General features: G+C 36.8%; 12 protein-coding genes. 11 read left to right on the top strand and 1 reads right to left on the bottom strand.

Going from position 1 to position 16,400, the window contains the following annotated elements; all coding sequences use genetic code 11:
- Positions 1 to 2 precede the first annotated feature (2 nt).
- The 11 genes from ABIL69_09710 (at position 3) to rocD (ending at position 15,674) form a co-directional block, all read left to right on the top strand.
- A complete protein-coding gene (locus ABIL69_09710; GenBank protein MEO0124260.1) occupies positions 3 to 326 on the top strand; it encodes a hypothetical protein in 324 nt (107 codons plus the stop codon).
- Positions 323 to 4,885 (top strand): WG repeat-containing protein, encoded by a 4,563-nt coding sequence (locus ABIL69_09705; protein ID MEO0124259.1) that lies wholly within the window; start codon positions 323 to 325, stop codon positions 4,883 to 4,885. The genes ABIL69_09710 and ABIL69_09705 overlap by 4 nt, the downstream gene beginning before the upstream one ends.
- A 144-nt stretch (positions 4,886 to 5,029) precedes the next feature.
- Complete coding sequence (locus tag ABIL69_09700) at positions 5,030 to 5,425, top strand: hypothetical protein (GenBank protein ID MEO0124258.1); 396 nt, start codon at positions 5,030 to 5,032, stop codon at positions 5,423 to 5,425.
- Positions 5,426 to 5,544: 119 nt separating this feature from the next.
- A complete protein-coding gene (locus ABIL69_09695) occupies positions 5,545 to 7,149 on the top strand; it encodes a WG repeat-containing protein (protein MEO0124257.1) in 1,605 nt (534 codons plus the stop codon).
- Between the two features lie 26 nt (positions 7,150 to 7,175).
- Positions 7,176 to 10,820: a CHAT domain-containing protein gene (locus ABIL69_09690; protein ID MEO0124256.1), complete on the top strand. Its 3,645-nt coding sequence runs from the start codon at positions 7,176 to 7,178 to the stop codon at positions 10,818 to 10,820.
- Positions 10,817 to 10,987 (top strand): hypothetical protein, encoded by a 171-nt coding sequence (locus ABIL69_09685; protein ID MEO0124255.1) that lies wholly within the window; start codon positions 10,817 to 10,819, stop codon positions 10,985 to 10,987. Before ABIL69_09690 ends, ABIL69_09685 begins: the two co-directional genes overlap by 4 nt.
- 122 nt (positions 10,988 to 11,109) lie before the next feature.
- Positions 11,110 to 12,189 (top strand): DUF6754 domain-containing protein, encoded by a 1,080-nt coding sequence (locus tag ABIL69_09680; GenBank protein ID MEO0124254.1) that lies wholly within the window; start codon positions 11,110 to 11,112, stop codon positions 12,187 to 12,189.
- Complete coding sequence (locus ABIL69_09675) at positions 12,186 to 12,809, top strand: hypothetical protein (GenBank protein MEO0124253.1); 624 nt, start codon at positions 12,186 to 12,188, stop codon at positions 12,807 to 12,809. The genes ABIL69_09680 and ABIL69_09675 overlap by 4 nt, the downstream gene beginning before the upstream one ends.
- 1 nt (position 12,810) lies before the next feature.
- Positions 12,811 to 13,689 (top strand): hypothetical protein, encoded by an 879-nt coding sequence (locus tag ABIL69_09670; protein ID MEO0124252.1) that lies wholly within the window; start codon positions 12,811 to 12,813, stop codon positions 13,687 to 13,689.
- Positions 13,690 to 13,855: 166 nt separating this feature from the next.
- The gene (locus ABIL69_09665) at positions 13,856 to 14,476 is read left to right on the top strand and encodes a hypothetical protein (protein MEO0124251.1); all 621 of its coding nucleotides are present in this window, start codon (positions 13,856 to 13,858) and stop codon (positions 14,474 to 14,476) included.
- A gap of 10 nt (positions 14,477 to 14,486) precedes the next feature.
- Entirely contained in the window at positions 14,487 to 15,674 is a 1,188-nt protein-coding gene (gene rocD, locus ABIL69_09660; protein MEO0124250.1) for an ornithine--oxo-acid transaminase, read from the top strand.
- 163 nt (positions 15,675 to 15,837) lie between these two features.
- Here the strand turns inward: rocD and ABIL69_09655 are convergent, their stop codons facing one another.
- On the bottom strand, positions 15,838 to 16,245 hold the full coding sequence (locus ABIL69_09655; GenBank protein MEO0124249.1) for an RHS repeat-associated core domain-containing protein: 408 nt from the start codon (positions 16,243 to 16,245) through the stop codon (positions 15,838 to 15,840).
- Between the last annotated feature and the right edge of the window lie 155 nt (positions 16,246 to 16,400).

The raw sequence follows: 16,400 nt of genomic DNA, 5'->3' as shown, positions 1-16,400 counted from the left end.
AAATGTATCCTTTGTGTAAGAACTGTAACAAAGAACTTGCACATAGCGGAAAACATATATCAATCCTTTTGATAAACGGCAATGAAGAAACCTTTGTACTTTGGTATTGTTCCAATTGTAAAAAATACTTTCTTGTCGGCTATGAAGATGTCTTTATGTCTGCGGACGAAGTAAAAGAATGGTATTATGGAGAGCATAACGAAGAAGAATTCAAAAGATTAGAAGAAATCATAAATAAATGTCCTGACCCATCCGATAAATTCTGCCACTGTGATGCACATAAATATTTCTATAGATTCATTTATGGAAAGGATATGGAAGAATGAAGATTATTTTCCGGGTGGCTAAAAGAAGAAAAACATTCGCTTTTGGTTTATTATTTGTTGGAATTATATTTTCTACCCCACTTTTTGGTGAAACTCCGAAAAAAGGGTCAGACTATTTACAAAGGCTCGCTTACTGGCTGGAGCAGGCAAAAACACCAGAAAAATGGTTTTATATTGATAAAAGGGGGAATGTCTTTGATGAAAAAAGATTTGAAAGTGTGTATGGTAGTTTTGATAGTGGCTATGCAAAGGTATATAAAAATGGAAAATGGGGGCTCTGTGATACAACAGGAAAAATAATAATAGAACCTAAATTTGATGATATAGAATCCTTCAGAGAGGGATTGGCAAAGGTCAAGATTGGCGATAAATATGGATTTGTGGATATCTCTGGTAAGCTAATAATAGAACCAAAATTTGATGGGGTAACATCCTTTCGCGAAGGATTGGCAGGTGTGGTGATTGACAATAAATGTGGGTTTATTGATAAAACAGGAAAGATTGTGATTGAATTAAAATTTGATGAGGCATATAATTTTGTTGAAGGGCTTGCCCTTGTTCTTATTGACACAGTTTATGGTTTCATAGATAAAAACGGAAACTGGGTAATAAAACCAGTATATGATGATGGTTATTATTTCAGCGAAGGATTGGCAGCAGTAAAAAAGAAAAATAAATGGGGTTATATCGATAAAGAGGGTAAGATTGTGATTGATTTTGAGTTTGATAATGCATATCCTTTTTCTGAAGGCAGGGCACTCGTATTGAAAGATAAAGAGTATTTCTTTATAAACAAAGAAGGAACGCCGGTTATAGAAACGCAAGATTACGAAACAATGGGGATTTATTTTAGTGAAGGTTTAAATTTCATTAAAATAAATTGGCAATGGGGATTTATAGATACACTTGGGGAAATTAAAATTGAACCGCAATTTGATAGTGTTTTGAATTTTTCAGAAGGTTTGGCAATTGTAAAGATAAAAGATAAATTCGGGTATATAGATAAAAATGGTAAAATTGTAATTGAACCAAAATATGATTACGCCCATAGTTTTAACAATGGTATGGCGTTAGTAAAGATTGATAATCGTAGAATTATCTGTGATAGTATCGCTGCGATACTTGAGAATATACCGAAGAGTGAATCTAATCAGGCAGTCAAATTGATTTTGCAATCATTAAATGATGGTGATAACGCTTATACACTATTGTATGATTTGCTTTTTGTCGGCTGGGATTTGGCATACTTTATTGGAAAGAATATAAATTATGGTAACAATGAGCTGGGAAACGAAATAGTTTCATTAATTAAAAATTATAAATCAATAAAGGATAGGATTCATACGCATCTTCAATCTGAAGTTTACAATAGAACGCTTGATATTGATTATACTCTAAAGGCATATGAACATAACTTAAATGTGTTTTGTTATCAATTAAGCCCAATGATAAAATTGGTTTTTGGTTCCGGTGCGGTTCAAATTCTTTTTGACCTTGCCTTGAATATGGAGCTACCAGAAGAATTAAGCGAATATTTTTGTGAATTAATTGCTGAATTTCATAATAAAGATGATTTTGAGAGATTACTAAATATTGCCAGGGGCTTTGTGAATAAAAGCCGATTCATAAATGTTCTCTGTAAAACAGGTGATGAAAGGGCAATTGATTATATTTTGCCATATCTTGAAATGAATGAAAAGGATATTGCCTGGGGATTAAGGTTTATTCCATCACCCCGTTCAATTGAGATACTGATTAATATATTAGAACATCAGATAGCAATTGATGCTGAGGCAACTGGGAAGATAGACGGCACAGCATATGACGGTGCAATTTTATCATTGGGTGTCATTGGGGATGAGCGGGCAATACCGGTTTTAAAAAAGGCACTTGCCGATACAAACGATATTCAGGCAAGAAGGCTTGCTGCCTGGTCTTTATGGATGCTTGAAGACAAAAGTGGCATTCCGGTGATGGTGAAAGATGAACACTGGAATGATTTAAAAGTTATGGCAGACCCGTATATTGTGCCTTATGTTATTCCATTGCTTGATACCAAAGATCAAGATAAAAAGGTTTCAATCATCAAATTATTGGACGAAATCGGTAGTTCAGATGCAATCCAGGCATTGGTTAAATCTTACGAAAGTTCTGAAGAGCCTGATAGCATAAAAGATCACCTTGCTATCCTGCTTGCCCGGAAGGGCGAAGAAAAGGTATTACCAAGAATTTGTTCAATCCTAAGTGATACATCAAAACAAAATTCCATCTGGAATATAGTAAGTTGGAGAGGGGCGCTTTACGCCTTACTTTTCATAGATAAAAATGAAACAGTGAAGCCTGTGTTATACAAACTTCTCAATAATGAAGAATACAAACACATTGCCGGTATAAACCTCATCCTGGCGGGAGAAAAAATTGATGTGAAAAAGACAATAGGGCTTTCCGAGACAGAAATTTTGTTAGAATATCCAAAGTTTTCCAAGAAATTAAAAAAATATCTAAGTCCTTCAATCGCTGAATTTATGGAAATTCTGTCCCAAAAACCTGATTATCATGAAAGCATTTTGGAGGCATTGCCTGAAATATTCACACCAAAGGATATCTCAGGGCTTGAATCGGAATTCACAAAATACAATTTTTCTGAAGAGATAAAGACAAACTTTTATTTGAAATTAGCCCTTTTGTTTCAATCAATAAAGGATTATGAAAGTGAAACAAAATTTGCCCAATTGGCACTGGATAATGCTTATAAAACCAAAAGCCCTTACTGGATATTACATTCTTTATGGATGCTTGCCGATGCCTTTATATATACCACAAAATACAATGATGCTGAGAAACTTCTGAAAGAGGCAATAGAGATATGCAACCATCTCTCTAATGACGAAAGAAGAGATTTTGATATAAAGTTCCCTGATGCTTATAGTCATTATTTGCTTGGTGAACTAAATTTAAAACGCAAGAATTATAAAGAGGCAATTAAGAATTTTACGACTGCCCGTAATGAAATCAATTATCGTGTTTCTGTTAAACTTATGGAATTTATGTCACAGCGCGAACCAAGGGACAGATTAAAGGCGATGATTGCTTCAGGTGTCGGTTTTTGTTATATTGAGCTGGGCAAGGGTGCATTTGAAGAAGCGGTTGAGGGTTTTGATAAGGTTGGTGTGACCAATATTCGTGAGCAGGAAAGTAGAGACCGGGCATACTACGGCTTGATTCGTTCTGCGGTTGCGGATGGTAATTATGAAGAGGCACAACGACTGACTGAAAAGTTGATATTGATAAAGATGAATGAAGACTTTGAAAGAATGGAGGTCAATCCGGTAAATCCTGAGCGAAAGAAAGAGATGGAGGAATTAAAGAAGCGGAAGAAAGAGATAGAGGAGATGAAGCGGGAGCTTGAGAAAGAAGAAAAGCAGGGCGTAGTAGCAGATACAATAATCCAGAAAAAGACCCGTGAGTTCAAGAAATATATCCACAAGTTAAAGACCGAGAATCCAAAGTTATTTACTATCGTCAATGCCGAGCCTTCAAATTTAAAAGAATTACAGGATATGGGGATAATTCCTGAGAATATGGCGATTTTGCAGTATCTGCTTGGTGAGGAAGAGTTGTATGTCTTTATCGTGAAGACATATGACTTATTTATTAAAAAAGTTGCGGTAAAGCAGGCGAAGATTGCGGGATTGATAGATGAGTATCGCACGCTGATAAAAAATCGTGCTTCAATGGATGATATAGATGAGTATGCAAATGAGTTATACAAATATCTGATTGAGCCAGTGGAGTCTGAATTATCAGGGGTTGAGATTATTGGTATTATTCCGAATCAGCAGTTGTATTATCTGCCTTTTTCGGCACTAAAAAAGGCGAAAGAAAAAAGTTTCCTTGGAGAGAAATACAAGATTTTCTATATCAATTCTACGAGTCTATTAGGGATTGTGGCACAGCAAGAAGGTTGTGATATTGCGAGTGCTCAATTTATTGCCTTTGCGAATGCGGATGGGACATTGCCTGAGGCAGAAACAGAAGTAAAAAATATTTCCAATTTGTATTCTGAGATATTGGCATTATATCGAGATAAGGCAGTAAAAGATACGGTATTTAAGACTGGGGGTTGTCAGATCTTGCACTTTGCGACCCATGGTGTTGCGGTGCCTTATGACCCGACCTCTTCGTATTTGGTTTTGGCGCCGAGGGGTGAGAAGGGGCAATTAAAGGTAGAAGAGATATGGGGATTGGATTTAAAGGATTGTCCGTTGGTGGTGTTATCGGCGTGTGAGACTGCGGAAGGAAAACTTATTGCGGGTGATGAGGTGGTGAGTCTGGCATTTGGGTTTATCTATGCTGGGAGTGCGAGTTGTCTTGCGACCTTATGGGAAGTGGCGAGTCAATCAACTGCGGAGCTGATGCAGGAGTTTCATAAGAATTTGAAAAATGGTAAGAGCAGGATACAGGCATTACAGGATGCGCAGATTTCTCTGCTCAAAAATCCCAAGACTTCCCACCCCTTCTTCTGGGCACCATTTATATTGATTGGAGACTGGCGGTAGTTTGAGACACGGAGAATCAATGAATTGTAGCGGTGCGATTTATCGCACAAATAATAATGGGAGGACTCTAATAAATTTACGGAAGTTCCGATGTTTACTCTGAAATACTTTAAGCAAACTGGAAAATAAAAAGGCAAGGTAATTATGAAAATTCCTATAATAGTCCTTGGTGCACTTTTGTTCGTTGCGGGATTAATTTTTGCATATTCAGGTTCCATTGTCTCCCTTTATTTGATAATCGGCGGGCTCGGCTGTTTTATTGCCGGCATTATCCTGGAACTAATTGCCAAAAGTAAGATAAAAAAAGAGGAAAAATCAGCGACCGTTCAAAAGAGAAAATTTTTGGGTTCAAATCTTGAGATGATAATTGCGGGTATTGTCTTTATTATTCTTGCATCAGTATTCCTTCCTTCTTTTCGCGCAAAAGAAAGTTATTTTTACATTTTTATGGTTATCGGTGGTATCGGACTGCTTTTGATTGTTCTTGGTTTGATAAGGATAGTGATTTCAATGATTAGGAAAGCCGACAAAAGACAATAATTATTTTGCGGCTGGTTCAGTTTTATATCTTAACGTGGTGGCGATTTTAGTTTATAAAACATTTATGGAGAAAGAAACTGATCAGATAGACAAATTTTAAAACGAAAAGGAGGTTCTTTATGAAAAAATTTGACTTTAGTTGTGCTTCGGGTTTAGCCCGAAAGGTTTTTTTAATGCTTTTTGTTGCAAATGCAAGCCTATTGCTTGCCCAGACTCTTTCCCAGCCACCCGAACTCATCCCTTACCGCAAAGGTGATAAATGGGGATTCTGTGATAGGAATAAGAAGATAGTGATTGAATGCGAATATGATAATGTCTGGAAATTTGATGAAAAAACGGGTCTGGCAATGGTGGAAAGAAATGAAAAATTTGGATACATTGATAAATTGGGAAAAGAAGTTGTGCAATTGAAATATGATGAAGTAGGTTGGTTCGCCGAGGGATTGTTTGTGGCACGATTACAGGATAAATTTGGTTTCGTGAATAGTGAAGGGCAGGAGGTCATTCCGCCTCAATATGAGGAGGCGATTGGATTTTCTGATGGTCTTGCCGCAGTAAAACTCAATGATCGCTGGGGCTATATTGATAAAACGGGTAAGGTTGTAATTCCTTTTAATTTTGATATTGCAGAGAGTTTCATCAAGGGTGTGGCACGGGTTAATATTAACGGAAATTACACTTATATAAACAGGGATGGAAATTCAATTCTGCCAGATGACTGCTGGGAGGATCGTCATCGTACTTCTTATTTTGGTGATTATATAATCGTTTACAAAGAAATGGTTGATGAATATGGATATAGAGAGATAAAATATGGATTGTTCAATAAACAAGGGCATAAAGTTTTACCTTGTGAATTTGACCTTATTGAATCAATTTCCGAAGGGAGGATAATTTTTTTCAAGGAATACATGTTGGGAATTGCGGATACAAACGGAAAGATAATCCTTGAACCCAAATATAATGATGATGACCATTATATTGCTGAAGAAGAATATAAATTTTCTGATGGTATGATGCGGATATGGCAGAATGGAAAATATGGGTTTATAAATAGAATGGGAAAAGAGACCATTCCGCCTAAATATGATGATGCACACCATTTTTTTGAAGGGCTGGCTGCGGTTAAATCAGGTAGTAATTGGGGTTTTGTGGATACTACTGGTAAAGAGGTAATCCCATTGAAATACGATTTTGTTCATAATTTCTCTCAAGGATTGGCACCAATCGGCAAAGGTAAAAAATATGGATTGATTAACAAAAAAGGTGAAGAAATCGCCAAACCGATATATGAAGAGATTGGCTTGGTTGGCAATGTAATCGCATTAAAACAAAACAAATGGGGTTTTATTGATAAAACAGGCAAAATTGTGCAAAATTTTCAATATGATGATATAAAAATATATGAAGATGGATATGCGGGAGTATTAAAGAATGGTCTATGGGGGATTGTTGATGGAAATGGGAAGGAAATTGTATCGCCGAAATACGAACAACTGCCGGGTGTGGAAGAAGAGTTTATATACACCGATCTGAATTTATTCTATGAAAATATTGCTCGGGTTTCAAAAAATGAACTCTGGGGCTTTATTGATATTATGGGTAAAGAAATTGTCCCTCCTAAATATGAATCTGCTCATGACTTCAGTCAGGGGCTTGCCGAAGTAGTTTTTGAAGGTAAGAGTGGTTTTATTGATGCCCTGGGCACTGAGTACTGGAAATAGTAATTTTTATGTTAAACTTCTTGTTTTTGCTGTTATTTAGTCAGGCAGATCTAAAAGAAAAGGCAGATAGCCTTGACAAGATAGTTGCCGAGCAGATAAAATCCGGCGATTTTGAAAATGCCCTTAAAACTGCTGAAGAATTGCTCACGGTGTATGAAAAAATAGGTGAGAAGAAAAATATCTCGGATTGCCTAGCAACGATTGGTTTTATCTATGGAAAACTCAACGATTTTGATAAGGGTTCGGGATTTTACAATCATTCACTGGAGATTAAAAATGCAATAGCTGATTCAGCTGGAATCCTCAAGGTGCTTTTCTTGAATGGTGTTTTATACAAAGATTTCAAAAGATTCAAAGAATCCGCTGCTAATTTTGAAACGGCACTTTTGCTTGCTGAGAAATTAAAACAAATCTCTTTAAAAAAATCCATTGTCTTTGGTTTGGCACAAGATTATTTTGAAATTGGTGAGATATTTCTAAAAGAAGAAGAAAAGGATTCCGCCGAATACTATTATCTAAAGGCGATAGATAATGCAAAAATCGTAAATGATACTATCACATTAATTCAGGCATACCATTCGCTCGGTGCAACTTATGTCTATCTTTTTAATGACTCACACCGAGGTCGTAAGGCATACCTTAATGCATTACAATTGTATCATATTATCAAAGACCGAGAAGGTGAGGTTGATCTTCTCAATGATTTATGCGAATCATATCTTGTAATACCAGATCATAGCATTGCCTCGGGTATTGAGTATGGTAAGAAGGCTTTATACCTTGCCGATTCAATAGATTATTTAGATGGTTATTCGACAGCATCAGAAAACCTCGGTGATTTGCACCGGATTTTAGATAATTTCTATCAATCTGCCGAATATTATAATCAATGCCTTGAGACATTGAAAAAAATAAATGACAATTGGACCATGGCACGCATTTTATATAAAATTTCAAGATTGTATTTTGAGTATATGCCAGCAGATACAACCTTGAAAATATGTCGCATCGGTCAAAATGTTGCTCAGGAATCAAATAATCAGGATTATTTAAAACTGATTCTTGGCATTGAATATCTTGTCTATAACAGGCAATATGATTATGATAATGCAATCAAGACAAAAGAGAAATTGCTTGATATTTATCGTTCTGAAGATAATACAAAAGAATTAGTAAATACGCTTATTGACTTAGCAAATGCCTACTTGAATAAAGATGATTATAAAAAATTTAAGACCTTGTATACCCAAACGGAAACCCTTATTCAAGAAATAAATTATATTGAAGGTGAAGTAAAAATACTGATGTTAAAGGGCGAGTATTATTTAAAGAATGAAAAAACAGATTCACTTATTGCTTTGGCAGATATTATTTTTCCGAAATTATCAAAAGTTGAAGATAAAGAGTTGATTTCTGATGTCTACATCTGGCTTAGTTCAATTGCGTTTGTGATTGGTGATTTTAAGAAATCAATAGTTTTGCTGGAGAATGGTTTAAAGATAATAGATGAGGCAATCTCTACGACTAATCCCCGAGACCAGATTTCAATTATAAAAAGGCAGAGTTTATATTCGGCAAAATCTTATCTTCTTTTAAATACAGGTGTTCTTTATCAGGGCATTGGATTACTGCAAAAGGCAGAAGGATTTTATAAAGAGGCAATAAAGATAGCGAAGGAAGAAGCAAAAGAAAAAGACCTTTCACAATTTCATACCAACCTTGCCCTGGTTTATCTACAAACCGGCGACTACGAGCAATTCAATAACTATTTAAATGATGTAGAAATGGAGAATTTTAAAAATCAAAATACTGATGGGCAGGCGTTCGTGCTACAATTGCGCAGTATTGAAATGATAAAAAAAGGTCAGTGGAAAAAGGCAATTGAATATCTTAAAAAGGCAGATAGTTTAAAAACTAAACCAAATCTTTTGAATCTATTTCTCCTTGGAATTGCCCATCGCGGTGAGGGTGATTATAAAAATTCTTTATTAATGTTTAACAGGGCACTAAAATCACCAGAAACGTCATACTCGCCACAATTGCAAGGGATTATTATGACCGAAATCGGAAGTGTATCCCTTGCCCTGAACGATTTGAATAATGCAAGATGGTTTTTTGAATCGGCGCGTAAAAGTTTTGATATAATAGACACAACATATAATACAGTTGAACTGGAAATGGGGTGGGCAGCCCTTGCCCTTAAAAACAAAGATACAATTAACGCCATTACCCATTATAAAAAGGCAATCCAGATTGTGGAACAGGTTTCCGCAAATTTATCAAATGATTTAATGAAGGTTGCGCTTGCCAGCAGTGGTGTAAGCGCCTATGAAAAGATCATTGAAATTATGCTTGCCCGAAAGGATTATGCCGAGGCATTCAGTTACTCAGAGCGGAGCCGTGGTCGGGCATTCCTTGATTTACTCGGGACCGCCGAATTAAAGTTGAAACCCGACAATAGGCTTTATATGAATGAAATAAAAGAGAAAGAGACGAAACTTGCCTTTTTAAGTGGTGATTTAAAGATTGGAGAAAAGAAGATTTCAGGACCAGAAATAAAGGATATTCAATCAAAGATTATAGAGATAAGAAAAGAGATAGAGAGGACTAGACCGGAGATTGCTTCTTTTGTTTCGGTTCAGGCAGTGGGTTTAAAAGAACTTCAGAATTTAATAAAAAACGAAATTATAATTGAATATTATTTTATTGGCGAAGAAGGTTATATATTCTTAATCAGCAATTCAAATATTGAAGTTTTTAATCTCACAAAAAGATACTCTGAGGTTTCAAATCTTTGTGAATATTTTCGGTCTTCTTTGATGAAAACACAACCACCTTTTGATCAAGAATTTTATGAACCAGCAAATGAATTATACAACATTCTGATTGCACCGATAATCGATAGAATAACCAATCATAAAACATATGTTGTTCCTTATGGTGTGCTCCATTATCTGCCGTTCAATGCCCTTTATGATGGAAAAAATTTTCTTATTGAGAAAACAGAAGTCTGTTATCTACCCAGTGCCAGTGCATTAAAATTTCTTCGGAGTGAACCCGATAAAAAAGAAGACAAAAAACAATTCTTGGGCATTGCCAATCCGGACCTTGGTGATACAGCATTATCTCTCAAATTTGCAGAAGAAGAAGTAAAAACGATTGCCCCGCTTTTTATTGCCAGCAAGGTTTTCTACAAAGGTGATGCATCAGAAGGTAAAGTTGTATCATATGGCAAAGATTATAATATCGTACATTTTGCCTGTCATGGTGTGTTCGATGAGAATCGACCACTCTATTCAGCCTTGCTGTTAGCAAAAGATAAAGAATATGATGGCAGACTCCATTCTTACGAACTTTTTGGAATTGAATTGAAAGAGGCAGATTTAATTGTCCTCAGTGCCTGCCAGACCGCGCTTGCCCGTCTGACAAAAGGTGAGGATTTGATTGGATTATCAAGGGGATTTTTCTATGCCGGAACTCCATCGCTTGTGGCAAGTTTATGGAAGGTAGATGACCAATCCACCGGATATTTGATGTCAGAATTTTATAAAAATTTGAATAGGGGAATGGATAAGGCTGAGGCATTAAAGAAAGCCCAGATTGCAACAAAGGAAAAATTCCCCCACCCCTTCTTCTGGGCACCGTTTATATTGATAGGGGACTGGCGATGAGATTTTCCCAAAATTCCTTTTTTCTATTTGTCGTCAACCGCTATACCGGTGAAATTATTCAAAAAATCAAACTTGATAGTGCCCCGGAGACGATGATTGTAAAAGGTAAAAAACTCTATGTTCGGACATACAATTGCGATTATATTTATGTGATAAAAGAGCAATAAATGATAAAATTAGGGGATGGGCGAATATTTTTTTATTGATCAATATGGAAGAATGAATACTATGGCGGAAGAGATAAAAAGAAAACGGATTGACAGCACAAATTTTTTGGCTAAAATAGGATGTGTGGCTTTTACTCATATTCTATGCATCAATAGATAATTTTATTGCGCGGGACAGACCCAATGACGGGGGTAAATCTATTTATCTATGCTGGAAGGGTGTAGAGGATACCCTGATTGACGGTTATGTAATTTTTCGTAAAACGATTTCTGATACTGCATTTACAAAAATTGGTTTTGCCGGGAGATATGCAACAAATTTTGAAGATAACACTGTTTTAGATTCAGTAAAATATATATACCAAATTGCAATTCAAAAGAATGATAGCATTTATTCATACACACTGAGTAACATTGTTCAATCCTCTCCACAGTTATTTCACAAGGGCAGACTTAATATTCTTTTTGCAATTATTTTGTTCACCTTATTTTTGATATACTTTATGTCTCGTGCAAAAAGAGGTGCAAAATTATTTATCAGAAAGATTGCTGGGCTTGATGCAGTTGAAGAGGCAGTGGGCAGGGCAACCGAAATGGGAAAGCCAATACTTTATGTACCTGGTCTCGGTGATATTGATTTTCCTTCTGTAATTGCTTCAATGAATATTCTTGGTGAGATTGCAAAGAAGTCGGCAGTCTATGAAAATCCAATTATTGTGGTAAATTGTTATCCGGTTGTATATACAGTTGCTCGCGAGGTCGTCAAACAGGCATTTACAAGTGAAGGAAAGATTGATAAATTCAAGGATGATTATGTGCGTTATCTTACTGAATCCCAATTTGGATATGCAGCAGCGATAAATGGGATTATTTTGAGGGAAAAGCCCGCAACAAATTTTTTTATAGGTCCGTTTTTTGCTGAATCACTTTTAATGGCAGAGACCGGGAATCAGGTTGGGGCTATTCAGATTGCCGGTACTGATCAGGTTCTGCAATTGCCGTTTTTTGTTACTGCGTGTGATTACACGCTTCTTGGGGAAGAAGTTTATGCTGCGTCTGCTTATTTAACAAAAGAACCAGTTCTTGTTGCATCTTTGAAGGCACAGGACACCGGAAAAATTCTCACACTTCTCATTCTCGTCTTACTAACAGTTCTTGCATTTCTCAAAATTAATTTGACTTCCATATTAAAGGTACAATGAAAAAGAAGATTCCATTGATATTATGTTTAATAATCGGATTTTTAATGGTTTGTCAATATTTCATTCCGCATCCTGTATCCACTCAATTTAATTCTACTATTAACAAATGGGTGGTCGTGTTATCAGCATTTGCTTTGGTACTGGGAATCGGGAATCTGACAAGTCACCATATTACAATAATCAGAAGAAAGAGAGCCGATTGGATTTATAGCCTTGTTACACTGGTTAGCATGTTCGCAATGGCAGTAATCGGACTTTTCTTCGGGATAGATGAAAAATCCTTATATCAAAAGATCTATTTGAATATCCTTACACCACTCGGCGCAACGATGTTTGCCTTGCTTGCATATTATATGACTTCTGCCGCTTACCGGGCATTCCGTGCACGGAGTCTGGAGGCAGGATTATTACTCGGTGCGGCATTTGTGGTGATGATTGGATTTATGCCCATTGGAGAGTTAATTCATCCATATATTCCTGCTTTTGCTGAATGGTTGATGCGCATTCCCAATATGGCATCCCAGCGCGGTATCTTACTTGGTGTAGCATTTGGTGCAGTAGCAACTGCCCTGAAGATAATTTTGGGTATTGAACGTTCCTGGCTTGGCGGAAAGGATTGATATGAATGTTTTGCAAAAACTTACAAAGATTGACCGAAGAATTATCTATCTGATACTTACCATTCTTGTTATATTACCATTCTTTTTAAAATTCCGCATTCCCCAGAATATAATGCCCCAGACAAAAAGATTGTTTGATTTCATTGAAAAGTTAAGCCCGTCGGATAATCAGTCAGTCCTGCTGTCAATTGACTATACACCTCAGACCATGCCGGAATGCCATCCAATGGCGATAAGTATTTTAACCCATTGTTTCAAGAAAAAAATTCCTGTGCTTGGTGTATCATTTGATCCTCAGGCACCAGGACTTGCGATTGAGGCATTTAATACCGTGGTGAATAAAATAAATAAGACTGCGAAGACAAATAATGATTCAGTGATTTATGGTAGAGATTATGTTTATTTAGGCTGGAAATCAGGAAGGATTGCGGCACTTATGGAAATGGGAGAAAAGATAGGTAATGTATTCCCAAAGGACTACTACAATAATTATACCGATTCGCTGCCTTTGATGCAAAGAATAAAAAATTATCGAAATGTATCAATCGCAATAATTCTGGCAGCGGCTGACTATCCACAGGAATGGCTAATGTATGCCCAGGCAAGGTATGGTCTAAAACTCGGCGCGGGATTGACTGCGGTGATGGCACCGAAGTACTATCCATTTTTGCAAACCGGTCAGATATCAGGAATGATGTCAGGAATGAAGGGTGCGGCTGAGTATGAAAATCTGTTGCTACAATATGGTTATGCTGAAGAGAGTGGAAAGGCAGAAACCGGAATGAATTCTCAGACCTTGGTTCACCTTCTAATAATTGTGCTCATTATTGTCGGTAATATTGGCTATCTTGTCATGCGAAAGAAATCAACAACTGGTTAAATGGCTATTAGATCTACATCAGAAAGGGGCAAAATGCGAAAATCATTGTACGGTTGCGAAAAGCGAACCGGTCTGGGTTATTGGTTTCGCTTAACAACAGACGAATTACTAAATACGAAACGCATATCGCAACCGAAAATCCAAATCATATTGTACAAGAGATTTTATGAGCCCTGATCCCTGGGTCTGGATTGGTGCATTTCTAACACTGATGATATTTTCGTTTCTATACAAGGACAATCCATTCTACAAATTTGCTGAACATTTATTTGTCGGTGTTGCAAATGGATATTATATTGTATTCTACTGGCATCAGGCATTAAAACCCAATTTGTTTGAACCCTTGAAGACAGGTGAGTTTATTTATATTATTCCGCTCTTGCTTGGATTATTGTATTTTACAAGATTTATCCCGAAGATTGGCTGGCTTGTGCGCCTACCCCTGGGATTTATGATCGGCTGGGGTGCAGGTATTTCAATACCGGCAAATATCCAGGCATTTATCTTTAAACAAATTGAAGGGACGGTCATGACACCTGAATCCTTCAATATGGGCTGGGAAGGAATCTGGTCTTTGATAATCCTTATCGGTGTTATATGTACGGTGATATACTTCTTTTTTTCAACCGAACATCGTGGTGTATTAAAATATGGTTCGCGATTGGGCATTATCTTTATAATGTTGGGTTTTGGTGCGTCATTTGGTTATACCGTAATGGCGCGTGTTAGTCTTTTAATAGGTCGTATACAATTTTTATTGGGTCCCTGGCTGGGACTGATAAGATGAAAGGAGTCGTATGAAAAGCAAAGAACATATAAAAATTACAGAAAAATTCAGTGCACATAACTATCATCCACTCCCTGTAGTATTGAGAAAAGGCAGGGGTGCATGGGTCTGGGATGTTGAAGGTAGAAAATATCTTGATATGCTCAGTGGATATTCAGCATTGAATCAGGGGCATTGCCATCCTGAGATAATCAAGGTTGTAAAGAAACAGATTCAAAATCTGACCCTCACATCAAGGGCATTTTACAATGACAGACTTGGCGTATTTTTGAAAAAGTTATGCCAAGTCACAGGATACGAGAAGGCATTGCCAATGAATTCTGGTGCTGAAGCAGTTGAGACGGCGATAAAGGCAGCAAGAAAATGGGGGTATTATAAAAAAGGTGTGAAAAAAAATAAGGCAGAGATAATTGTCTGTGAGAATAATTTTCATGGGAGGACGATCACAATCGTTGGTTTTTCATCAGAATATCAATATCGAGATGGTTTCGGTCCATTCACACCAAATTTCAAAATGATTCCGTATAATAATGCAAAGGCATTGAGAAAGGCGATAAATAAAAATACTGTTGGATTTCTTGTAGAACCCATTCAGGGTGAAGGCGGTGTCGTTGTGCCTGAGGATGGTTATCTTAATGAATGCTATAAAATCTGCAAAGAGAATGATGTTCTCTTTATTGCGGATGAAATTCAGACAGGTCTTGGAAGGACAGGAAAACTTTTCGCTTATGAATATGAAAATATTAAGCCCGATATCTTAATCGTCGGTAAGGCATTGAGCGGTGGTTTTTATCCTATATCAGCGATACTCTGTGATAACCGAATAATGGATGTATTCAAACCTGGAGACCATGGTTCAACATTTGGTGGAAATCCCCTTGCATCAGCAATCGGAATTGCTGCCCTTGATATAATTATAAAAGAGAGGTTGCCACAGCGGGCTTATGAACTTGGTAACTGGTTTATGGGCGAGCTGAAAAAAATTGAGAATCCAGTAATAAAAGAAGTTCGTGGAAAAGGATTGCTTATTGGTATAGAATTGAAGAAAAAGGCAAGACCATACTGCGAAGCATTAATGAGACAGGGAATACTTGCCAAAGATACGCACGACTATGTAGTAAGATTTGCCCCACCATTGGTTATCAAAAAGGAAGAACTTAAATGGGCTCTGGAAAGGATTAAAAGGGTATTTAAATAAAGGCATATCTTTACTCAACCCAATTAATTTTTCCTATTTGATTTTATTCATAACAATAGATTTCTTTGTTTCTTAAGAAAGTGAGAAAGCAATTTTTTCTGTCAGAATCTTCATTATCTATATATTTAATCTGAGCTGATTTTGCGTCGTATCTCATCTGGGTTTAGGGGAGTTCAATGTAACCACCAAAAGGGTCAAGGGTGATGAAGCGACCGATTTGAGAATCGTAGTATCTTAAACAGAAGTAGTTGAGACCCGTTTCTGCATCCAACTCCTTGCCCGTAAATCCATGCACATTGCCACTGCCTGCCAGCATTTCACCAAAGGGTTGATAGGCACCGGTCCATACTACTACACCCGATTCATTCGTCATCTTTCTCGGCGAACCCAATGCATCGCAATGATACCAACTCGTATCCGCACCAGCAGTATAGTAAAATCCGAAATACGAATTTCGAAATCCGAAACAAATTCCAAATTCAAAATTCCAAACTGAATAATATTTGAAGTTTGTAGCATTGGGATTTAGATATTGTTTAGAATTTCGGATTTCGGACTTAGAAATTTTCATTATGTATCCTCTGATAAGGATATTCTACCTGAATTTTGTAATATGTCAATACTACACAACCATTGATAATCTGCATTATCTTTAAGATTTATGTAGAAAGTAGAAATCTGATTCCACATTCCCCCATCAATTGCTGTTGGAATTTCTCGGCTTAT

Source organism: candidate division WOR-3 bacterium, from assembly GCA_039802005.1.
In the GTDB taxonomy this organism is placed as follows: Bacteria; Hydrothermota; Tepidihabitantia; order SM23-42; family JAOAFX01; genus JAOAFX01.
Note: the sequence above shows the minus strand (reverse complement) of the source record. Positions and strands in the feature narration are given on the sequence as shown.